This window comes from Rhodopila sp. (assembly GCF_965276935.1).
Lineage (GTDB): Bacteria > Pseudomonadota > Alphaproteobacteria > Acetobacterales > Acetobacteraceae > Rhodopila.
The window spans coordinates 1,839,705-1,861,077 of the sequence record NZ_CBDIBS010000004.1 but is presented as its reverse complement, the minus strand read 5'-3'; the positions used below and the strand labels follow the sequence as shown (position 1 = coordinate 1,861,077).

Here is a 21,373-nt window from a genome sequence, read left to right as displayed (position 1 = left end):
CAACAGATGCGCGGTGAGCCTTGCGGCGCCGCTCGGCGTGATGCGGTCTGACCTGATCCCTCGTCCCGGCGACGCGACCTTGCTCCGGAAGGCTGGTTGTCCCGCCCCCCGAACCCGTGTTCTCTCCTTTTGTTATGCCGCCGCTGCAGCCTTTTCCGCCACGAACGCGGCGCCATCCACCAGCATCCGATGCATCACCACCGCCAGCTTGCGCGCCAGCGCCACCTTGGCCTTGCGCATCCCCGTCCGCTTGGCCACGCTCATCCCCTCATCTGGCCATTCCCTCGGCTTGCGCCGACGGAACCTTGGGTCAGCTTCGCCCGCCGCTTCAGCGCAGACCCCTTCACCGGATGTTCCAGGATGACATTGGCGACCGCATGGAGCGCCGTGCGTACGCCGGCGTCACCGATCTTCGAGATCCGCCCGGTCACATCCGTCTCGCCGGACTGCTGGCGCTTCGGTGTCAGGCCAAACAGCGCGCCGACTGTCCTGGAGGACTTGAACCGTCCGGAATCGTCGATCGCCGCGACATAGCTCAGCGCGATGATTGATGATCCCACGCCTGGGATCGTCGTCAACAGCCGCGCCCGCATGTCAGCGCACGCCGCGCCGTGGACCTTCTTGTCCAGCTTGAGGAACTGTTCCAGCACCACCGCACGCGCCCGCAGCAGCGCCTCGGCCATCAGCAGCAGCGTCGGATGATCGGCCACCAGAGTGTGGACCGGCTCTCGAAGCCAGACGGAACGCCGCCACCTTGCCATACTCGGCATCCGCCACGATGCCGCCAAACCGCACGCCCTGGCCGATCACGCGCTGGATCTCGTCCAATGCGATGTGCCATTTCGGCTGCAATACCACCGCCTCCGGCACGCCCGCCCGGCGGCGTTCGGCATCACAGGCCCAGTCTTTTGGCAACAACAGCCGCAACCCCATACCCACCGGCACCTCGGCGCGCGCCAGAATGAGCGAGACCAGGCTTTGGCAGTTCGCCTGCTTGCCCAACTGCCCGCAATACGGGTGCGCCACCCCAACCGAGTGGCGTCCCTTCTTGACCAGCGCGGTATCATCCACCGCCAGCACCGCATCCGTGCCGCCCACCAGCCGATCGGCGGCCTTGGCCAGTTCGGCTTCCACCGGCACGGTGGGCCAACGAGAGGTGGAAATGACATGGTGCAACTGCTGCACCGCCCCTGGCGCCACCCGCTGCGCCAGCGGCTCGATGCTATTGCGCTCACCCGGCAGGGTCAGCCCTTGCAGATACACCACCGCCGAATGTTGCCGGGCCGCAGGCTTCAAGCGCGCCAGGAAGGGTGCCAGCCATGCCTCAAGCGCCTCGGTCCAGTGAGCATGGGCGTTCGCCGCCATGCTGCCGCTCCAGGCTGATGAACGCCTCAATAATGCCGGATGCCGCCAAAGGTGGCAGAGTAGTGCTAAGGCATTGTTTGATCGCGTGATTCACGCCTTCTAACTGGATCAGCCTCAGGCGATCACGCTCTATGCAGCGATGCTTTCGCCGAAGCGGGTGCTGGCGAACGCGGACAAGATATCCGGCAAGGTTCCGGCCAGGATCGCCGGCGCCAGCGCCAATGCATGCGCGCCCGCCAAGGTCACGCCGCTGTGGCAGGTGGCGGCGAACGCGCCGGGATAGCGGACGGACTGCTGGTAGACCGGGAAGCCGTCCGGTGACATCACCCGCAAGGCCGCCCACATGCGGATGACCGATGCCTGTTTCAGTGCCGGGAAAATCTGGGTGTTGCGGTCGGCGATCTTTTGCAGCACCGCCACGCGGGTGCTGAGGTCGAAGCCCACGTCCTCCTGGCTGTCGCCGAGCATGACGGTGCCTTCGTCCGTCTGGCGCAGCAGGTGGGTGGGATAGTCGAGCAGTTTGCGTATCCGCTCGGTCACGATGATCTGGCCCTGCAACGGGGCCACCGGCATGTGCAGTCCGACCAGCGGAGCAAGGTCGCGGCTGCCGAGGCCGGCGGCGATGACGATCCTTGGAGCGATGTATCTGGTTGTGCCGCAGTGTACGGTGAAGCTGTCTGGGGTGGCGTCGATGCGGTCGGTTCGCTGGTGCGGGCGATAGGCCGGGCCGAGCGCCTGATGCAGCGCGCGCAGCAGATGCAGCGGGCTGGCGTGGCCGTCGATCGGACAGAAGCTGGCGCCGGTGACCTTGTCCCCCAAGCCGGGCACCATGGCGCGGACGTCCTGGCGGCTGAGCATGCGGGTGCCGATGTCGCCGCTTTCGTTATGCATGCGGCGGAGCATGTTTTCGCGCTGTTCGTATTCGTCATCCGACAGGCAGAAGGCCAGGCCGCCGGGCTGGTGCAGCGCGGTGTCCACGCCGGTGGTGGCCCGCAGGCTGGCGGCGAGATCGGGCCACAGCGCCGCCGACTGGCGGGTCCAGTGCGCATAGGGCGGCATGCCGGCGCCTTTGCTCTGCACCCAGACCAGGCCGAAATTGCCGCGGGCGGCGCGAAAGGCGATGTCGCCTTCATCGAGCAGGACAACGGACGCGCCCTTGGCCTGCGCACCCCAGGCGATGGCACCGCCGACCAGGCCGCCGCCGATGACGATGAGGTCGTGGATGTGGGACATGGGTGAACCTTTATGCGCAGTCGGGCGAAGGAACCTTAACGTGGATTCCGATCGGGATGAACATGCGGCGTTTGCAAGCTGGCAGGTCCTTGAGGCCGTGCTGCCGGACAAGGAGCAGGTGGGTGATGTTTCGGGTCGACGACGTCTGCCGGGGCTGCAATCTTGTCCTATTGCTTGCGTGGCAGCGTCAGCGAGTCGAATGGACCCGATTTGCCCTGGACGATGTTAACCTTCGCCCTGTCGCAATCTGGTTGGAGACGGGTTGAGGTGGATAGCATTGGCGCCTTTGAGACGAAGACCCAACTGTCCGCCTTGCTGGAGCGCGTGGCAAAGGGCGAGAGCTTCACCATCACCCGGCGCGGAACACTGGTGGCCCAACTTGTATCCGTCGTCCGGCGGAACATGGCGCTGATCAAGGCAACATTGAAGCGCATGGAAGAACTGGCAGCAGGTCAGACGCTCCATGGCGACTGGAGAATGTTCCGAGACGCCGACGGTAAATGCTAGAGCGGTTCCACCAAGCGTGGAACCGCTCTAGCTGTATTTCACGAGCAATTTCATCAGCCTGAGATCGCTTCGCTATTCCAGTCAGGCTGATATTGCTCTAGTGCCTCCGCACAGTGATTTTGACCGGTTGGATCAAGCGCGGCCGAAGGAGCAGATGTCCGTGCCTCCGATTCCGACGGCTCGGGTCGATTCTGCGTAACGATCGATGTCAGTGGGCGAGGCTGTCAGCCGGCGGGCCGATGCGCCCGAAGAAAGCTTCGAACCCGGTTGATCGTCCTGGCCTTCAGCTCCGGCGGCTCACGCCAAGGAAACACCGTTATCTCGGCGTTCGGACAGAGCGAGGCGACATCGATGGAGGACACAAGCGGATGGGCAGGCGTTTCGTCCGGCAGGACCAGAATGGGTGTTTGGCAGGAACGCGCGAAGTCCGGCGACACGCTGTAAACGAACTCGGGCCGTACGCGGTAAAGGTCATGCAGATAACGCTCGACCTGCGCCATGTCGAGATCGGGCCGCCGGGGTAGCAACTCCGGCGCCCAGACGTCCCGTCCTGCATTGAACATGTAATCCGGGTGCTCAGGGTGATGCCCGACCGTCTGGACCAGCACGCCGGCCATCACGCGTTCTGGCGCCCGCTGCATCAGCTTGAGCGCGAAGCAGCCGCCAATACAGTAGCCCATGAAAAGGAATCGCTTGATCCCGAGATGGTCCATCAGCCCGAGCTGGTCATCGGCGAAGGCGTCCCACGGGTCAGCGGCGGGGATTGGGCCGCTGGACTCGCCGCCGTTCGCATTGCGCTGATCCATCGTAATGCAACGAAACTCGTCCTTGAATATCTCCATCGAGTTAAAAACCGCATTGGGCCAGTTGCTCACGCGCGAGTTCAGGCCGCCGCCGGGGACGAGGAGCAGCGGAAAACCGTTCCCAGCTTCCTCGTAACGGATCAGGACATCACCTTTCTCGTAAAACGGCATCGCACTCCCTCCGGCAACACGTTGGCAGACCAGTCTGCCCAGTCTGCCCGGTTTTGTGAAGGCTGGCTGCTGCGTAAAGTGGGTCGCCGGACCCTTCGGTCCCGCTTGCTCCAGCCGGTCAAAATCACTGTGCCGAGATACTAGACCCGGTTGTCATTGATGCCTTCGTCACAGCCGCCTGGTGTTTTCATGATGAAGCCACGGACGCGAGCCGAACGCTGCATCGCAGCTTGCCGGATCGGGCCGTGGCATCGCATTGGCGACACGCGACAGGATGTTGCATCGCGCCGCGGCGGCGATGAATGTCGGGTTGATCGAGATGTCACCGGCGGCCTTCTTCGACACTGACAACAGGGCGCGTCGGTATCGGTGGCTAGCGGCTTTCGGGCGCATGGCCCTCGGCCGGTTGTCGTGCTCGGCTAAAGTCCGTGATAATTACCGGGGATGCGCCAGGAAAAACCGCATTATCTCCTGCGTCGCATCGGGACCTTTGGGATCAGTGTAAGACCCAGCCGGGCTGCCGCCGAACCAGGCGTGGCCGGCGCCTTGGACCATCCATTTCTCCACCACGACCGCTCCGGCCGCATTGAAATACAGTATCCGGCTGTAGCCATGACCGTGCGGAACCTGCCCATCCTCCTGCCGCTTTGTATATACGGTGCTATCAACCACCTGGGCGACGACCGCGTCACCGTTTCGCGGATTGACCGTGGTATCCCGCTGTCCATGGAACACGATCGCCGGCACCACCCGCTGTTCGGCGAGCCGCGCGGGTCCGCCGCCACCCGTCCGCATCACGGCGAGCGCCGACTGCATGTCTCGCGCCGCGCCGCATGCCAGCCCGGAGTGCACGCCGACGGCGGCATACAGCTCGGGATAGGCATGTCCCATGATCGCCGCCGCCGCACCCCCGGCCGATAATCCGGCGACATAGACCCTGGCTGGATCGACGGCATAATCCCGCATGATCTGTCGGGTGATGCCGGCGATCAGCGATGGCTCCCCGCCGTCACGCCGCTGATCGCCGGCGTTGAACCAGTTCCAGCACTTTTGCGCGTTGGCGGCGCTGGTTTGCCCTGGATAAGCCACCAGGCAGGTTTGCGCCTCGGCTGCCAGGTTCATGCGGGTTCCGGCGGCGAAATCGTCGGGGGACTGGGTGCAGCCATGCAGCATGACGATCAATAGAACCGGCTGTCCGTGATAACCACTTGGGATGTAAAGCTTGTAGGGCCGGCTGCCCGCCTGGTTGCCGAATGTCCTCGACAGGAATTGCCCGGCATCCCGGCCAGTGGACGATGCCGTCCCAGGGGCACGCACCGTCTCGCTGGCCCGCAGTCGCACGCCATCGAGGAGGCGTTGCAGCGACGCGGACGCCTCGGTCAATCGGTTCGGCTGGATCAGCCGCGACTGGCTTAGGCGCGTTGCCGCGTTCATTGCGTCGGACAGCGAAATCTTCATGATCATGTCTTTCAGGACGGAGAACGGGCTAGGGTCGTGATGTTCAGTTGGTGCGATCCGCCAGCGCCGCCCGCACCGCCGAACTGGCATGCAGAGCACCCAGAACGGTGACCGACGCGATCACCGCCCGCGCCAGATCCGGCGTCACATCCTGGGCGATGCTGGCCAGACCCAGCACGTTGATGCGAACCATCTCGCCGCGATCGCGGAACGCCTGCAGAGCTTCCCGGCTGTAGTGCCGCAACCCTAGATCCAGCGTCTGCCGAACCACGGACTGACGCACCACCTCGGCATGGCGGTCGATCTGGTTGCGGATGGCGGTACGGATCAGATCGGTGCGGTTGGAATAGAAACCGTCCCGTACCAGTAGGTCGATGTGGCCGAGGTCGACGAAACCCAGGTTGATCGTGATCTTCTCGCTTTCGGAAATTCTGCTTTCGACCATCTTCATACCATCCACATGGATGGTAGATGGGGAGGCAGACCGAGCTTTCAAGGGTTAGCGCGGTTTCTGATCAGGTTGCACCAGTTCGTCATGCCCGAGCTCGTCCCGGCCGTCCGCCCCCAGCCGGCGGTGCGCAGATGGCCGGCACAAGGCCGGCCATGACGGATTCAAAACGCAGCGACCTGATGAAAAATGCGTCTGGCGCAATTTCCGATCAGCTCGCCCGGCCATGGCGGGTTCAAAACGCAGCGACCGGATCGGAAATGCGTCTGGCGCGGTTGCTGATCAGGTTGCCCGGCCATGACGGATTCGAAATGGAGCGACCTGATCGGAACCCGCGCTAATCAAAGCCCAGAAAGCCTTGCATCCCGCTGATCGGCGCGGCGGTCCGCAACCTTCATATCCGGCACGGGCCTTGCCGTACGGATGTCGCCGGCCAGCAGCGCCTCCAGTTCCGCGGCGACCCGCAGGACCAGCGCATCCCCGCCACGCGGTCCGACGATCTGCAAGCCGAACGGCATGCCGTTGCGGTCCAGCCCAACCGGCAGCGAGACCGCGGGATGTCCCACCACCGTCACCGCGTAGGCCATCGCCAGCCAGTGGAAATACGTCCGCGTCGGCACGCCGTCGATGTCGGCCGGATACAGCTCCCGCCACGACCGGGGGCTGACCGTGATCGCCGGGGTCAGGATGATGTCATGGCTCTGGAAGAACGATTGCCAGCGCCGATAGATCGCGGTCTGCGCCGTCATCGCCCGTGCCACATCCGCCGCCGAATAGCGCAGCCCTTCCTCGACATTTGCCCGCACGTTGGGCCCTACCAGTTCGGGCGTCTGGCGCACCTTTTCCAAATGCGCCGCCAGGAATCCCAGTGAGCGCAGGATCTCGAACACCCCGTCGGTGCCGGCGCAATCCGGCGATGCCGTTTCGGCCCGCGCGAACACATGCCGGAACAGGCCAAGCTTCTCGGCAAATGTGGCCCGCACCAGACGTTCGGTCGGTGCAAAGCCGAAATCCGGCGTTACGGCGACGCGCAGCCCGGACAGGTCGATGCGCGCCGGCGGGTAGAAGCCAGCCGCCCGCCGCACCGTCATGCCATGGACGGTTGTCGCCAATGGATCGGAGGCATCATCGGACGCCATCGCGGCCAGCAGCAGAGCGGTATCGGCGACGGTGCGCGCCATCGGCCCGACCACCGGCAGCCCGCTCCACCCATGCAGGCGTCTATCATTCGGCACCAACCCCGGTGTTGGCCGGAATCCGACGATGCCGCAGAATGCCGCCGGGTTGCGCAGCGATCCGCCGGTGTCGGAACCGGAGCATATCGGCGCCATGCCGGTCGCCAAAGCCACCGCCGAACCGCCGGAAGACCCGGCACAGGATTTTGCAGGATCGAACGGATTTCCGGTCGCGCCATGGACGGCATTGCGGGTGTTCGCGCCGGCGCCGAATTCGGGCGTGTTGGTCTTGCCGATGACGATCGCGCCCGCGCGCCGCAGGGACGCGACGATACGGTCATCCGCCACCGGAATGTGATCCGCGAACAACGGACTGCCGAAGGTGGTGCGCAGGCCCTCGGTGGGTTGCAGGTCCTTGATGCCGATCGGCAAGCCGTGCAGCGCCGGCAAGGCGTCGCCGCGTGCCACCGCCGCATCCGCCGCCTTCGCCGCCGCGCGCGCCCGCTCGAAATCCCGCGTGACCATCGCGTTCACGGCGGGATCGACCGCCTCGATCCGGGCGATGCAGCTTTGCAGGAGTTCGGCCGCGGAAAGCCCGCGGACGCCGATCAGCCGACGGGCTTCGACAGCCGTCAGATCACATGCCTCCGTCATGCTCAATACCCCAGTGCCAGGCCGTCCTTGCGCGGTTCCGATCCGGCCACGAGGCAGCCGCGCGTGTGGTCGATCCAGATCGCCTGGCCGCCGCCATGCGGCCGTTCGGCTTCCTCCGGTTGGTGCCCCATCGCCGCCAGCCGGCGCACCAGATCGGTGGAGATGCCGCGTTCGACCTGCAGCTTGCCTTCATACGGGAACAGCCGGGGCAGATCGATTGCCTGCTGGATGTCCAATCCGTACTCGAGGAAATTGGTCAGGAACCAGGACTGCCCCATCGGCTGGAAGTGGCCGCCCATCACGCCGAACGGCATCACCGCCCGGCCATCCCGCATCAGCATGCCCGGAATGATCGTGTGCATCGGGCGCTTGCCGGGCGCGATGCAGTTGGGATGGCCACGTTCCACCCGGAAGCCGAAGCCGCGGTTCTGCAGCATCACGCCGGACTGGTGCGACAGGATGCCGGTGCCGAACGCCTGGAACAGCGAGTTGATGAAACTGCACGCATTGCCGTCCTTGTCGACGACGCACAGATAAACCGTGTCCTTGTGCGGCGGCAGCAGCGCCTCGCCGGCCGCCGGCAGGTCGCGCATTGCGGTGTCATCGCGGATCAACGCCCGCTGCGACGCCAGATATTCGGCGCTGAGAAGTTTCTTGACGGGAACGTCCGCCATGCCCGGATCGGCCAGGAAGGCATCCCGGTCGCGGTAGGCCAGCCGAGCCGCTTCGATATGGCGCTGCGCGCGGATCAGGCCGGTCGGCCCATCCGGTGCCGACGGCAGCCCGCCCAGCATGCCCATGATCATCAGCATGATCATGCCGGAGCCGTTCGGCGGACACTGATAGATGTCGTAGCCCTTCCAGTTCAGCGTGATCGGCTCGACGAACTCGGCATTGTGCAGGCCGGCGGCGAAATCCTCCTGCGTGTGCAGGCCGCCGCGGGCGCGCAAGGTGGCGACCATGTCGGCGGCGACCGGACCCTCATAGAAGGTCTTGGCGCCATGCCTGGCGATCAGGCGCAGTGTCTCCGCGAGCGCCGGCTGGGCGAACAGGTCGCCGACCGCGGGTGCCTTGCCGCCGGGCAGGAATGGTGTCGAACCGCCCTTGCGCAGCTTGTCCTCGTTGCGCTTCCAGTCCCAGGACACCTTGGGATGCACCGGCCAGCCCTCCTCGGCATAGCGGATCGCCGGTTGCAGCAGTTCGTCCAGTCCCTTGCGGCCATGCGCCTTCAGCAGGGTTTCCCAGGCGTTCACCGCGCCCGGTATGGTGACGGCGTGCGGCGAGGTGTTCTCGATGGCGCGGATCTGATGGCTCTCGAACCAGTCGATGGAGGCCGCCGCGGGGGCGCAGCCGGACCCGTTCAGCGCATAGACCTTGCCGGTCCCGGCCGGTGCGTAGAGGCAGAAGCAGTCGCCGCCGATGCCGGTGGACTGCGGCTCGATCACGCACTGCACCGCCACCGCGGCGACCGCGGCATCCAATGCGTTGCCGCCGGCGCGCAGCACGTCCAGCGCCGTCAGGGTGGCCGCCGGCATCGACGTTGCCGCCATCCCATGAGTGGCATAAACCGGACTGCGGCCGGTGAACTGGAAATCGCGCATGGACTACCTCGACATCAACTGAACCGTCACATTATCCCAGGCCGCCGTGGTGGCAACGTACCGGAGGGGAACGCATGATCCGCCTTGAAGACTTCGACGCCGTGGACATCCGGGTCGGCACCGTCATCGACGCTCGGCCGTTCCCCGAGGCGCGCAAGCCCGCGGTCAAGCTGACGATCGATTTCGGCCCGGAGGTCGGGGTGAAGAACTCCAGCGCGCAGATCACCACGCATTACCGGTGCGACCAGCTTATCGGCCGTCAGGTCTGCGCCGTGGTGAACTTTCCGCCGCGCCAGATCGGCCCGTTCATCAGCGAGGTTCTTACTCTCGGCATGCCTGATACGGACGGCGCGGTGGTTCTGGTCAGGCCCGACTTCATCGTTCCGAACGGCGGCAGACTGTTCTAAAGCGTGATCGCCTGAGGCCGACCCAGTCAGAAGGCGTGAATCACGCGATCGAACAACCAGTCAAAGCGCGATGCGTGGGTCAACCTAAACCAATCGCGCTTTAGAGCAGTTTCCGATCAGGTGGCTCCGCTTTGAATCCGTCATGCCCGGGCGAGCGAGCAAGCGCGCGGACCAGTCGGCCCTTGTAAGTTGCCGTTGCTGGTGCCAGTGGCCATCGTCACCAGTCGCGGCGGTGTTCTCCCTTGGCCCTCGGACCGTGTGAATGGTCACCGCCCCCATACTGCTGGCCGAAGTGCCGAACATCGATGGTTTCACCCCGAAGGGGCTTGCCGCCTTTGCCGGTTTGTTCCCCCAGACGTGTAGCTCTGGTAGCACGGTACGCCGCCCCGGCCGTATCAGTAGGATGGGATCAGAGCGCCGGCGCCATGCGCTGTACATGTGCGCGCTCAGTAGCAGGCGCCGTAATCCTGCCTTGGCCGGCTTCGTGCAACGTACGAGGGCGGCGGATAAGCCGCCGAAGGTCATTCTGCTGGCCATCGCTCGGAAGATCCTGGTCTTCGCGCATGCGATCGTTCGAACACAGAAGCCTTTCACTTTAAGAGTCTAGAATCACAAAAGCCATCCGCTTCCAAGTGCCGGGTAGGGTGGTGAGCAGGTGTAGTCCTGATGCGGCCCGGGGGACCGTTCCAGCACCTAAGCGAATCCCTTTCCGCCATGTGGATCGAGCAGTTTCGGGAAAGGCGATCCGGGAACAGGTTTTAGGAAGGCGGCATCCAACAACGCCGCTTCACCACGCTGCGGAACCGTCTTCCCGTTGAACGTTCGGTTTCGGGATCTCCGCCAGGACCTCCCTGCAAGGAAAAAGCCCTGCCCTGCCCGCCGGACGTTCCTTGTCGAGAAGACGGTGCCCTGCCCTGATGGGCAATCTGCATCGGAGTCTCGGAAACCGGCGGATCAGGTTGCCCCAAGTTCCTAAACAAGAAGGGCCTCGCTCACCGTCCATAATCTGCGCGCCGCTTCCGGATTGATGGAGTGCGATGCGGCGTCGGCCGGGATGGCATTGTTGGTGAGGGAAGGTTGTTCATCGACCAGAGGGGCGATGTCGTTGTCCTTGAGGTACACGCCGCCCTTGCCGTTCAGCAGCGGACTGGTCGCGGCAAACACGATTGTACTGGCCGCCTGGGCCGGCGTCTTCTTCCCCGCGGCAGGGTCGATGATCGGCTCGCCGGCCTCATCGATCAGCCCCATTCGCTTCAACGCGGCGTCACCGGCCGCGCTGGTCAGCTTGGTGCCCGCAACGACACCGGGATGAACCGCATAGCCGCGAACGCTGTCCGCCGCCCAGCGCCGGTCCAGTTCGACCGCGAACAGGACGTTGGCGACCTTGGACTGAGCGTAGGCGGCAAGGGAGTTATACTCCTGCGTGAACTGGAGGTCGTCCCAACGCATCGAACCGAACCGCTGGGCACCGGACGAAACGTTGACGACCCTTGCACCCGAAGCGGCCCGCAGCGCGGGCAGCAGCGCCAGCGTAAGCTGGAAGTGCCCCAGGTGATTGGTCGCGAACTGTGTCTCGTACCCGCGAGGGTCGCGCTCCGGGCCGCCGGACGCCACGGCGCAGTTCACGAGCACATGTAGCGGACGTTCGCTTCGGAGCCGACGCTTTGCGAAGCCGTCGATCGACGCCGAATCGAGCAGATCGAGACGATCAACCTCGACCGGATCGATCCCCGCTAACGCTCGGGCGGCACACTCCGGGTCGCGGGCGCCCACGACCACATACGCTCCTGCTTTCGCGAGCGCGCGCGTGACCTCCAAGCCGATGCCGGCGTGGCCTCCGGTAATGATGGCGTTCCGGCCGGATAAGTTGAGGCCGGCAAGCACATCGTCCGCGGTCGAAGCGGCGGTGAACCCGGTGCCGATGGGGTGCTGTCCATGCGTCATCGCGCTGCGACTTTCGATTGGTATGTTGAAGACTGAGCAGGGCGCAAGGCGGTGTGCCCTGCCGCCCGGACGCGCATCGGCACGACCAGGCTGGCCAATACGGTCAGCGCGTGACCCTCAGCGCTGGCGCGAGGAGCATGCTGTCGTTAGGCCAACATGCCCCCATCAACGAGGATTTGCGCGCCCGTGATGTAGCTCGCCGCCGGCAAGGCCAGGAAGGCCACAAGCTCGGCAACCTCGCGGGGCTGTCCGTAGCGACCAAGCGGGACCATCATCTTGATCATCGCTGCCCGCTCACCCTCGTTGGGATTGGCCTCGGTCTCGATCGATCCGGGCTCGACCGTGTTGACCGTAATTTGCCGGGCCGCAAGATCGCGCGCCCATCCCTTGGTCAACCCCGCCACGGCGTGCTTGGTCATGCCATAGGCGCTCGTGCCGGGCGCCGACACGCGCTCGCCCAGGAAGCTGCCGATGTTGATGACGCGTCCACCATCGCGCATCGCCGCTACGGCGGCCGATGTCGTGTACCAGACGCCGCGCACATTGATGTCCATCTGCCGCTCGAACGTGTCGTCGCTCAGCAGTCCGATCGGACCATGCTCGGCGATCCCAGCGTTGTTGACCAGGATGTCGAGGTGTCCGCCAAGCCGATCGATGGCCTGAGCCACGCCTGCCTTGGCGGCGTCCACTTCGCCCGCGTCGGCCGCGATCGCGAACGCCAATCCGCCTGCGGCTGTGATTTCACTCACGAGGGCTTCGGCCCGCTCCGCGCTGCGCGAATAAGTGATCGCAACCGAGGCGCCGCGCTCGGCCAGCAGCTTGGCGCAGGCCGCGCCGATGCCGCGACTGCCCCCCGTGACGAGGGCGGTCTTGCTGGCGAGATTGAAAACGTCAGTGTTCATGGGCCGATCTCCAGGGTCGCTATTCGCGGTGGTCAAAAGCCGTTCGAGCCGTTACAGAGAAGCGGAACGACGTTCACTATCTATACGGAACTACGTTCCGTCTGTAAAGAGGCCAGCGTGCAATCAGGGTTGAACAGTGAGGCGGAGGGGGGCGCGTCCAAGCCTATGCGGGCGGATGCGCAGCGCAGTCTGGATGCGCTGCTTCAGGCGGCGAAGGAGATTTTCGCCGTCACCGGGGTGGATGCTCCCATCCGCGACATAGCCGGCAAGGCGGGCCTAGGCGTGGGCACCGTGTACCGGCATTTCCCGCAGCGATCAGATTTGATCGCCGCCGTCTTTCGTCGCGAAATTGATGACTGTGCAGAGGCCGCCGTCGAGTTGGCGGCCGAGCATGAACCGTTCGAAGCGCTCAGGCGGTGGATGCAGCGCTTCTCCGCCTTCTTCGCGACCAAGCGCGGGCTCGCCGGCGCGCTCCACTCGGGCGAGCCCGCCTATGCGGCCTTGCCGGAGCACTTCGACGCACACCTTCGCCCTGCGCTTGAGAGGCTTCTTGCTTCAGCGATCACCGCCGGGCGCATCCGGTCGGACATTGCTGCAGGTGAATTGCTCGGCGCGATCGCCCGCTTGTCCATGTCGGAGGTTGACGAGCCCGCGCAGGCGCAGCGAATGGTGGCGTTGTTGGCGGATGGCCTTCGCTGTAGCGATGCTCGCTAAGGCGACGTCCTCGAAGCTGCTTTCTCGAAGCAACACGCGGCATTCCCAAACACCATCGTTTTCGGGAAAGCCAGAAGCGCCGTAACCAAGGCGGCGACGGTCTGAACAGGGTCGGGAGCACGTATAGGTTTCCTTCCCGCTTGCCCTTTTAACACGGTATCTTCGGGTCGCTGGTATCAGACCGACGCCACACGATGAAAGCCGGGTTCGGTCGGCGGATCGGCTATTTCCTCATTGATGCTGCTGACCTCGGCCATCCTGGGTCCGCGCCGGCACATGCGCGACAGTTCCTCCATGGCCGCTATATCGCCGGCGATCAAAGCCTCCACCGTGCCGTCCGCCCGGTTGCGAACCCAGCCGGAGACGCCCAGTTCGCGCGCCTTCACCACCATCCAATCGCGGTAGCCAAGGCCCTGGACCTTTCCCGCGATGACCAGTCGCTTCGCATTCACGCCGTATCCTCCCGCGTCAGGGCAATGTATCGGGCGGCCAGGGCAACCTCCGCCGCGATCGCTGCCCGCCGAACCATCGCCTCGTTATCCTCGCCCCATTGCTCCGCCTGGAACACCTCGTCCAGTGCGCCCAGGGCCGCGGCGGTTGCGGCGTCCAGTTCGCCCGCGGCCAGCGCAAGACCCAGCACAAGACTGCCCAGCGCCGGGACAGCGATGCCAAGAGCGGCGAGAGCGTGGACATCCATTCGCGCCACCGCCCGTTTCAGCGCGGCGATGCTGTCGTGGTGCTGCCTGATATAGCCGACGCCAGTAGTGACCCGCAGCGGCGCATCGTGCGTCAGCGCCGCCCAGTCCAGCCAGGGCTGCCACAGCCTGGTCTGGCGCTCGACCAGCGCGCGAGGCGTCGCGGCCCGATAGCACAGCAGATCGGACTCGCCGTAGCGGGCGATGGCGTCGATGGTCGGTGCGGGATCAGGGGCGATGCGCGCCTGGGCGGTGCCGGCGAGGCGCGTCAGCGGGGTGTCCGAAAAGCTCATCTCGCTGCCCTTGCCGCCGCCGGCAAGCTGCCATTCCTCGGCGATCGCCATTGCCAGCCTGGGGGGGCCGACAACCAGGGCGGCGCTGCCCGGCAACCGCATGAGGCTTCCATCCAGCAGGATGGCGTGGCCGTCGGCCATGTGCTTGACCGTCGCGGTGTCCCAGAAGCGCTTCACTTGAACAGCTTTCGCAATTCGGCAGCGGGGTTGGACAGGGTGGGGTTGGACTGGGCGGGGTTGGACTGGGGTGGCGCCGGCTTCGGCGGGGCCTGAGCCGGCACCGCCTGCCCGCGCGCCGCCGCCATTGCGGGCGTGCAGATGTCGCCGCCCCCCAGCAGCTTGTTGGCGCCCAGCAGGCCGCCAACGATACCCAGCGGCGTGGCGTCCCCGACCACCGCGCCGGCGACCGAGCCGACATTCGATTCGGCGGCATTGATCTTGTTGACCGACGTAGCGGGCTTCTGGATCGGGCCGGCCAACTGGATCGGCACCACGACGCTGGTGCCGGCGATCCGCACCTCGGGCCGCAGCGTCACGGCCAGCGTCTCATCCCCCAGATTGATGGTCCCGCTGCCGGTCATGGTCAGCAGCGAGGAACTCAGCGCCAGGGCACGAATGGTTGCAATGCCATGATGTGCGTCCAACCGGGCGCCGAAACAGCGGAGGTCACTGGCGCCGCCGCGCCCGACCAGATTGAGTGCATTCAACTCGTTCATGACCTGGCCAAAGATACTTCCCAACAAGCGGTTGTCGATCATGCCGTCAGCCATGGCGAGCCCGAGACTGCCGTCCAGCGAGGCGGCAAGGGCATGCGGTGTGGCGCCGGCACCACTCAGATCGGCCTGGACCTCCAGCTTGCCGTTGGCGAAGGATGGCTGATGCACGGCGGTCAGTATCGACTTCAGCGCCAGGCCGGGGGCACGGACGGACACATGCACCGGCGGAGCGGCTTGATCAGCGTCCGCCGACAGCTTCGCATCCATATGACCCTGCGGCAGGTCCGCGGTGAACGGATCGATCGCGAGCTTGCCGTTGTTCAGAACGGCGCGGGCGTGGATCGCCTTGTAGTCGGCTTCGCCGCTGCGCAGCGTGCCGATCGTCAGCTTCAGGTCGGCATCGGCGGCGCGGAGCCGGCCGAACGGGATCGGCTGATCAGAAAACAGGCGGCCGCCGTGCTGCCTGGGCGGTGGTCCAGCGGCTGGCTGACCCGCCGGTTGCGGCGTTGCCTGGGGCGCCGGTTGGCCTTCAGCGTGATCCATAGCCGCTTGCAGGGCATCGAGGTCGATGCGGTTCGATGACAGCGTCGCGGTCAGCGACGGTCTTGGCCGCAAACCCAGCGTGGCGTCGCCCGACAGGTCGCCGTCCGGACTGCTTAGGTTAAGGCCGCGCAGGGCGGCGCCATCGCCGAAGCCTCCGGCCGCGGCGATCAGCGTGGCTTTCGCGGTGGTCGAGGTGCCGGCCGCCTGGAGTGTCATCGTCAACGGGATGGGTTGCGAGGCGGCGCCGAGGCTCAAGCCAGGGGTAGGGCCGAGCATGGCGGACAGGGTGAAGGGCGTGTTGCCGAGGTTGCCGGCGGCGTCGGCCTTGACCCCTTGAGCCAGGGACGCGGTCGACAGGTCCAGCCTGGCCAGGCTCAGGCCGTGCATCTGGGCGCCAAGATCAGTGGCGCCGACGTGCAGCGTCAGGGCCGAGACCGCCGGCCAGTCACTGCCCCGGTCGGCGACCTTGGCGGCGAACGTCACGTCATGCAGCGGCGGCGGTGCCGGCGGCGGCAGCAGCGGAGCCAGGGCGGACAGGTCGGGAACGCTGCCATTCACCGAAAGGTCATAGCCCTTGCCTTGCAGCGGGTGGGTCAGCGTTCCGTCCGCCGCCAGCTTTGCCCCGGCGACAGTGAGTGCCAGATTGACCGGCCACGGCGTCGTCGCCTCGCTGTCCTGCAGCCTGGTCAGGCTGCCAGTATCGCCGGCGAGGGTGAAAGCGGCACCGTTATAGGTCGCACTCATGTGGATACGCATCGACGAGTCGGGCGAGGCGGCCTTGGCATCAAGCCCCAGCGAACCAAGGCTGCGAGCCGTGCCGGTACGGTCATCGCGGTAGGCCAGCGTGCCGTCCTGGATCTGGATCGACCGCACGCTGACGGCGGCGCCATGCTTGGCGGCGGCGGACGGTTGCGCGGCGGCGGGGGCGGACGGTGAAACCTCTGGTTTGATCTCCCAGTTATGCTTCCCCACCGGGTTGGTTTCCAACAGGATGTCGGGGTGGATCAGTACCAGACGGTCGATCTCGACCTTGCTGGACAGCAGCGGCAGCAGTCCGAGCTGAAGCTCAAGGGACTGGAGCGTGGCCATCTGCGGGCGGGAGAAGCCCGGCGGGTTGGCGAAGCTGACGTCCCGCACCTCGATGGTTGGCCACAAGGAAGCCTTGAGGCCGATTTGACCGTTCAGCGCCAGATCGCGGCCGGTCGCGCGCTTCACGGCGTCGATGATGCGCGGCTTCAGGCTGTTGGGATCGAAACTGGCGAGAAAGATGCCAGCCGCGATGACCACCAGGGCAATGACAGACGCAACAGCGATCAAGGCGATGCGGACAGGCGATCTCATCGGCGTCTCGCGGGTGGTTGGGCCGGGGGTGCATGGAAACCCAGCGTCTGGAACGTTGCTCTCATGTGGGAGGGCAGCTCGGCCTCGACCAGCAGCGTGCCGCCGGCGGGATGCGGCAGTTCCAGCCGCCTGGCGTGCAAATGAAGATCGCTGGACAGGCCCTGCACCAGGGCGGCGAAGGCGTTGTTCTGGTCGGGCTCCTCGTATTTCTCGTCGCCCAGGATCGGGGCGCGGATGGCGACGCAGTGCACCCGAAGCTGATGCGTGCGGCCGGTCAGCGGCTTCAGTTCCAGCCAGGCCAGCTTGCGGGCGGCATGATCCAGGGTGCGGTAGTCGGTGACGGCACGCGCGCCGTCCGGATCGTCGCGGTCGGTTGGGGCGGTGCGTTCCCCGCGGGCGCCGCCGACGCGCTTCAGCGGCATGTCGATGCGGCCCTCGACCGGAACGGGGCGGCCGGCAACGACCGCCCAATAGGTTTTCTCCATGTCCCGGCCGCGGAAGGCGGCGGCGAGCTTGCCGGCGGTGCCCGGCGTGCGCGCCAGCAGCAGCACGCCCGTGGTGTCGCGGTCCAGCCGATGCACCAGGCGGGGGCGATGTTCGGAGCCAAGGCGGAGAACGTCCAACATGCCATCAAGATGGCGGGCGATGCCGGGACCGCCCTGAACCGGCAGGCCGTAGGGCTTGTTCAGCACCAGGATGTGATCATCCAGATAGATGATCGCATCCTGAAGATCCTTCGCATCATGCGGATCAATCCGGCTGAGCGGTTTCGGTTCGGCCGGCTCGGTCAGCGGAGGGACCTGGATGGACTGCCCCGCCAGCAGCCGCGTCGCCGTCGCCGCACGGCTGCCGTCCACCTTGATCTTGCCGGTGCGACACAGCTTCTGAATGGCGCTTTGCGGCACGCCGGGAAAATGCCGGCGCACCCATCGGTCCAGACGGATGTCCGCCTCATCCTCGGTCACAACTTGCGCTTGAGTGGTCATCCGCGCGGTGTGGCGCCGGGCCGCGGGCGGGTCAAGCGTGCGCGTGAGCTAGGAAGGCCAGGGCGCTGCCCTGGACCGGCAAAGGGGCGGATGCCCCTTTGATCCCCGTTCAGGGGTTTCGATAAGCCACGATCAATCCAGCGGTGCGAGCGCCTCGGGACGCATGATCAGTAGCCGCCCGTTCTCCTTGCCTATGACCCCGTCCGCCTCCCACTGCCGCAATTGCCGATTGACTTTCTCCCGCGACGCGCCAGCCAGGTTGCTGAGGTCTTTCTGCGACAGCTTGACCTCGATCCGGCTGCCCCGCGATCCAGCGACGCCGTAATTGCCGGAGAGACGCAGCAGCAGCCGGCCGAGACGTGTCGGCAGGTCCAGCAGCGCCATATCCTCCAGCGCCGCATTGGTATGCCGCAGACGTTCGAACAGCACCGACAGCAGATGCAGGCACAGATCGTTATTGGATCGCAGAAGCCGCAGGAACTGCGTCCGCTCGATTATCAGCAGGACGCAATCTTCCTGTGCGGTCGCGTCGGCGCTGCATTCGCCGCCATCCAGCAGGGTCATTTCGCCCAACGCTTCACCCGGTCCCAGCATCGTCAGCGTGACTTCCCGTCCGTCCGCCGAGATCAGACCGATGCGCACCCGGCCGCTGACGATGATGACCATGCCGGTGCCGGCATCCCCCCGGCGGCGGATGACATCATTGCGTGCGATCCGTCGCACGCTGGCGCGGGCCAGCACGGCGTCGATCAAGGCCGGATCCAAGGACCTGAAGATCTGCGTTCGGGTCAGCGCCTGGCGTCGAGCGGCGGCATCCATCGTTGGTATCCTTTGGGGGGTCCGATGCGCTGGAATTGACACGGTGTCGCCGCAACAGCCGTGTTCGCCTGGGCCAGGCGTCGCAAAATCATCACAAATGTGACCTGCGACACCGTCGCCAGGACGACAGCGACCAATAGTCACGCCCAACCGCCCGTCGGCTTCTCCTCAAGGGGCGGCGGGCGCGACGGTTCTGATCGAGCGACGGGAAGACAATGCAGGTGTACGGCACGATCGACGGTATGCACGACCAGGGCGGCCTCACGGCCTCGCAGGGTCACTTCGCGCTCGATATCCGCCGCGAGGCGCCTCCCGCTGAGCGCCACGACCGGCTGCGCTATGACCGCTTCGCAACTGAAGTCCTTGCACATTGCTTCCAGACGGGTCGCGACGTTCACGGCATCGCCCAGCGTGGTAAAGAGACGCTTTTCCGCGAAGTCGATCTCACCGACCACGGCAGGGCCTCCGTGTACGCCGATGCCGAAACGGATCGGCTCGGTCAGGTCGGGCAGCAGCAGCTTGTTCAGGGCTGCGATGTTACGGCCGATCAGACCGACGGCATCGATGGCCTGACGGCATGCCTGGCTGGGCGCGCAAGCCAACCCAAACGTTGCCATCAGGCCATCGCCGGTAAAGTGGTTGGGCAGACCGCCGGCCTCGGTCACCGCGGTGCCGATGGCGTTGACAAAGCGGCCGATGATGAACACGGCGTCGAACGGCAGCCGAAATTCCGCCAGTCGGCTGGACTCCCGCATGTCGGCCACCAGCACGACGATGAAGCGTTCCTCGCCCGGCTGCGGAAATGTCCTCGTGCGCAGCGCCGCCGCGTTCCAATATGGCGGCAGCAATGGCACCACGGCGATGTCGCGCGCGGGCCGCAACTGGCATGCCAGGCGCACCAGCGGTTCGGCGCCGACACGATCAAGCACCGCCTGTTCCAGCTCCGAGGGCGCCGACACGCACTCACCGCCGGCAATGACGCGTATCCGGCAGGTCGAGCAGCGCGCACGGCCGCCGCATACACTGGCGTGTGGGATGCGTGCCGATCGGCTGGCGTCCAACACGCTGAAGCCGCGGGGAATTCGCGCGACGCGGCCGTCCGGATAGCGGACCTGAACGATCCCCCCAAGTCGTTCACGCCATGCCCGGAGGAAGCGGGCCAGCAGCACCAGCCCGACCAGGCCCAGCGCCACCAGCAGGCTGATATCACGCTGCCGCAGGAGCCGGCCGTTTTCGGCCGGCCGGCCCACCTGCCAGGACGCCAGGTTCGCCGCTCGCCAGGCCGGATCGTGCGCCAGTGCCAGCACGGTTCGGCCGCCCTGGTAAAAGCCCAGCAACGCGAGCATCGGCAGAACGACCGCACCGCACAGCAGGATCGGCTTTGCCCGTTCGAAAGCCGGTTTCAGCCGCAGCCACAGATAAACCCCGATGCAACCATGGATCCAGGCGACGACCAGGACCGAGACCTGCAGGACGCCCAACCTGGGCGCGGCGACCCAGAAGGAATAAAGCTCCTGCGCATAGCCCTTCTGCATGCCGAACTGCGTCAGGGCGATCCGCGTGACGAACAGATGGTTCATCAGCAGGAACGGGATGCACAGCCCCAGGCCGACCTGGGCGATCTCGGCGCGGATCCAGCCAAAGTGCCGCCGCTCGTAGAACGCCCAGAGACCAAGGGAAAAATGTGTCAGCAACGCCAGATACAGCGCCGCCGTGCCGATCATGCCCTGCCAGATCCATTTCTGCACCAGCAGGCCGGCTTCCATCATCGGAACGGACATGTTGCCCAACGAATGGTTCAGCAAATGGCTGCCGACATAGGTGAAAAGGGTCAAGCCGGTCGCCAGCCGCAAGCCGCGGATCGAGAACCAGCGATGCCGTGTGACTTCGCGATGCCGCGGCGCGCGAACGAGCGCCACCGAGGCCGCTGTCGCCGTGCCGGGTACCGGCCTGTACATCTCGTAGAACCTCGTATCGATGCAGCCAGTGTTCGCATTATGATCGTCAGGAAGGCGCAGGTATAGCCATGGGACTGAGAACGAAATTCAATCTGGCGGTGCTGGCCGCGTTCCTGATCGGGTTCGCCGGCGCCGGCTTCTTCCGGCAGCGCCTGTTCATCGGCACTGCACGGGAACAGGTGCTGCAAAATGCACGCATCATGATGAGTTCGGCTGATGCGATCCGGCATTTCACCGATACCTTCGTCGAACCGCTCGCGGAACCGCAGAACAACAGCGGCGCGAAGTTCGTGGCTGCCTCGGTTCCGTCCTTCGCGGCGCAAACCACGTTCAAGGACGTCCAGGCGCATTTTCCTGGTTTCACCTAGTATCGCGCATCAGAGAAGCGCGATACGTCGCTATTGGCCTGAAATATCTGATTCACGCGCCGAAACGTGGCCGCTACGCGTCTCACGCTTCTCTGCGATCAGATACTAGCGTTGTCGCGTGTCGCCCAATGCCGTCAGCCTCGGCGACATGGGCGTGGAGGATTATGAGCGGAAGGGCCACGACGAGATCGCCGTGCTGTCGAACGCCTTCAACCGGATGCGGCGCAGTCTTGATATTGCCATGAGGATGCTGGAACCATGAACCGACGGTG

General features: G+C 65.4%; 22 protein-coding genes and 1 pseudogene. 6 read left to right on the top strand and 17 right to left on the bottom strand.

Annotated elements, in window-relative coordinates:
• Positions 1-132 precede the first annotated feature (132 nt).
• From ACQY4S_RS24995 to ACQY4S_RS24980, 4 genes and pseudogenes are all read right to left on the bottom strand, one after another.
• Positions 133-258 carry a hypothetical protein gene (locus ACQY4S_RS24995; protein ID WP_428488523.1) on the bottom strand — a complete coding sequence of 42 codons (126 nt, stop codon included), beginning with the start codon at positions 256-258 and terminating at the stop codon, positions 133-135.
• 93 nt (positions 259-351) lie between these two features.
• Positions 352-593: pseudogene (locus ACQY4S_RS24990) on the bottom strand (transposase); the annotation flags it as partial.
• A gap of 1 nt (position 594) precedes the next feature.
• Positions 595-1,365, bottom strand: a complete 771-nt coding sequence (locus ACQY4S_RS24985; protein WP_428487890.1) for an IS701 family transposase — start codon at positions 1,363-1,365, stop codon at positions 595-597.
• Between the two features lie 129 nt (positions 1,366-1,494).
• Positions 1,495-2,598, bottom strand: a complete 1,104-nt coding sequence (locus ACQY4S_RS24980; RefSeq protein ID WP_428487889.1) for an NAD(P)/FAD-dependent oxidoreductase — start codon at positions 2,596-2,598, stop codon at positions 1,495-1,497.
• A 267-nt stretch (positions 2,599-2,865) separates the two neighbouring features.
• Here ACQY4S_RS24980 and ACQY4S_RS24975 point away from each other — a divergent pair, with 267 nt between their 5' ends.
• Complete coding sequence (locus ACQY4S_RS24975) at positions 2,866-3,105, top strand: type II toxin-antitoxin system Phd/YefM family antitoxin (protein WP_428487888.1); 240 nt, start codon at positions 2,866-2,868, stop codon at positions 3,103-3,105.
• Between the two features lie 224 nt (positions 3,106-3,329).
• Here ACQY4S_RS24975 and ACQY4S_RS24970 read toward each other — a convergent pair whose 3' ends face one another.
• From ACQY4S_RS24970 to ACQY4S_RS24950, 5 genes are all read right to left on the bottom strand, one after another.
• Entirely contained in the window at positions 3,330-4,079 is a 750-nt protein-coding gene (locus ACQY4S_RS24970) for an alpha/beta fold hydrolase (RefSeq protein WP_428487887.1), read from the bottom strand.
• A gap of 435 nt (positions 4,080-4,514) precedes the next feature.
• Positions 4,515-5,537: an extracellular catalytic domain type 1 short-chain-length polyhydroxyalkanoate depolymerase gene (locus ACQY4S_RS24965; protein WP_428487886.1), complete on the bottom strand. Its 1,023-nt coding sequence runs from the start codon at positions 5,535-5,537 to the stop codon at positions 4,515-4,517.
• A 43-nt stretch (positions 5,538-5,580) separates the two neighbouring features.
• The gene (locus ACQY4S_RS24960) at positions 5,581-5,982 is read right to left on the bottom strand and encodes a CopG family transcriptional regulator (RefSeq protein ID WP_428487885.1); all 402 of its coding nucleotides are present in this window, start codon (positions 5,980-5,982) and stop codon (positions 5,581-5,583) included.
• 344 nt (positions 5,983-6,326) lie between these two features.
• Positions 6,327-7,814 carry an amidase gene (locus tag ACQY4S_RS24955; protein WP_428487884.1) on the bottom strand — a complete coding sequence of 496 codons (1,488 nt, stop codon included), beginning with the start codon at positions 7,812-7,814 and terminating at the stop codon, positions 6,327-6,329.
• A gap of 2 nt (positions 7,815-7,816) precedes the next feature.
• A complete protein-coding gene (locus ACQY4S_RS24950; protein ID WP_428487883.1) occupies positions 7,817-9,415 on the bottom strand; it encodes a gamma-glutamyltransferase family protein in 1,599 nt (532 codons plus the stop codon).
• 74 nt (positions 9,416-9,489) lie between these two features.
• On the opposite strand from ACQY4S_RS24950, the gene ACQY4S_RS24945 reads away from it, so the two are divergent.
• Complete coding sequence (locus tag ACQY4S_RS24945; protein WP_428487882.1) at positions 9,490-9,822, top strand: tRNA-binding protein; 333 nt, start codon at positions 9,490-9,492, stop codon at positions 9,820-9,822.
• Between the two features lie 262 nt (positions 9,823-10,084).
• Positions 10,085-10,429: a transposase gene (locus ACQY4S_RS24940; protein WP_428487881.1), complete on the top strand. Its 345-nt coding sequence runs from the start codon at positions 10,085-10,087 to the stop codon at positions 10,427-10,429.
• Between the two features lie 365 nt (positions 10,430-10,794).
• Here ACQY4S_RS24940 and ACQY4S_RS24935 read toward each other — a convergent pair whose 3' ends face one another.
• The gene (locus ACQY4S_RS24935) at positions 10,795-11,706 is read right to left on the bottom strand and encodes an SDR family NAD(P)-dependent oxidoreductase (RefSeq protein WP_428487880.1); all 912 of its coding nucleotides are present in this window, start codon (positions 11,704-11,706) and stop codon (positions 10,795-10,797) included.
• 206 nt (positions 11,707-11,912) lie between these two features.
• Positions 11,913-12,704 (bottom strand): SDR family NAD(P)-dependent oxidoreductase, encoded by a 792-nt coding sequence (locus ACQY4S_RS24930; protein ID WP_428487879.1) that lies wholly within the window; start codon positions 12,702-12,704, stop codon positions 11,913-11,915.
• 129 nt (positions 12,705-12,833) lie between these two features.
• Between ACQY4S_RS24930 and ACQY4S_RS24925 the strand changes: the two genes are divergently transcribed.
• Positions 12,834-13,382: a TetR/AcrR family transcriptional regulator gene (locus ACQY4S_RS24925; protein ID WP_428487878.1), complete on the top strand. Its 549-nt coding sequence runs from the start codon at positions 12,834-12,836 to the stop codon at positions 13,380-13,382.
• Positions 13,383-13,558: 176 nt separating this feature from the next.
• Here ACQY4S_RS24925 and ACQY4S_RS24920 read toward each other — a convergent pair whose 3' ends face one another.
• The 6 genes from ACQY4S_RS24920 to ACQY4S_RS24895 all read right to left on the bottom strand — a co-directional run bounded on the left by ACQY4S_RS24920 (position 13,559) and on the right by ACQY4S_RS24895 (position 20,733).
• Entirely contained in the window at positions 13,559-13,834 is a 276-nt protein-coding gene (locus tag ACQY4S_RS24920) for an acylphosphatase (protein WP_428487877.1), read from the bottom strand.
• Positions 13,831-14,547: an ATP12 family protein gene (locus ACQY4S_RS24915; protein ID WP_428487876.1), complete on the bottom strand. Its 717-nt coding sequence runs from the start codon at positions 14,545-14,547 to the stop codon at positions 13,831-13,833. Before ACQY4S_RS24915 ends, ACQY4S_RS24920 begins: the two co-directional genes overlap by 4 nt.
• Positions 14,544-16,970 carry an AsmA family protein gene (locus tag ACQY4S_RS24910; RefSeq protein ID WP_428487875.1) on the bottom strand — a complete coding sequence of 809 codons (2,427 nt, stop codon included), beginning with the start codon at positions 16,968-16,970 and terminating at the stop codon, positions 14,544-14,546. The genes ACQY4S_RS24915 and ACQY4S_RS24910 overlap by 4 nt, the downstream gene beginning before the upstream one ends.
• Complete coding sequence (locus tag ACQY4S_RS24905; protein ID WP_428487874.1) at positions 16,967-17,956, bottom strand: RluA family pseudouridine synthase; 990 nt, start codon at positions 17,954-17,956, stop codon at positions 16,967-16,969. The genes ACQY4S_RS24910 and ACQY4S_RS24905 overlap by 4 nt, the downstream gene beginning before the upstream one ends.
• A gap of 132 nt (positions 17,957-18,088) precedes the next feature.
• Positions 18,089-18,775 (bottom strand): Crp/Fnr family transcriptional regulator, encoded by a 687-nt coding sequence (locus ACQY4S_RS24900; RefSeq protein WP_428487873.1) that lies wholly within the window; start codon positions 18,773-18,775, stop codon positions 18,089-18,091.
• Between the two features lie 140 nt (positions 18,776-18,915).
• Entirely contained in the window at positions 18,916-20,733 is a 1,818-nt protein-coding gene (locus tag ACQY4S_RS24895; RefSeq protein ID WP_428487872.1) for an adenylate/guanylate cyclase domain-containing protein, read from the bottom strand.
• A 68-nt stretch (positions 20,734-20,801) separates the two neighbouring features.
• Between ACQY4S_RS24895 and ACQY4S_RS24890 the strand changes: the two genes are divergently transcribed.
• Together ACQY4S_RS24890 and ACQY4S_RS24885 are read left to right on the top strand one after the other, a co-directional pair.
• Positions 20,802-21,101, top strand: a complete 300-nt coding sequence (locus ACQY4S_RS24890) for a hypothetical protein (RefSeq protein ID WP_428487871.1) — start codon at positions 20,802-20,804, stop codon at positions 21,099-21,101.
• Positions 21,102-21,219: 118 nt separating this feature from the next.
• Entirely contained in the window at positions 21,220-21,363 is a 144-nt protein-coding gene (locus tag ACQY4S_RS24885) for a hypothetical protein (protein ID WP_428487870.1), read from the top strand.
• Positions 21,364-21,373: the final 10 nt, after the last annotated feature.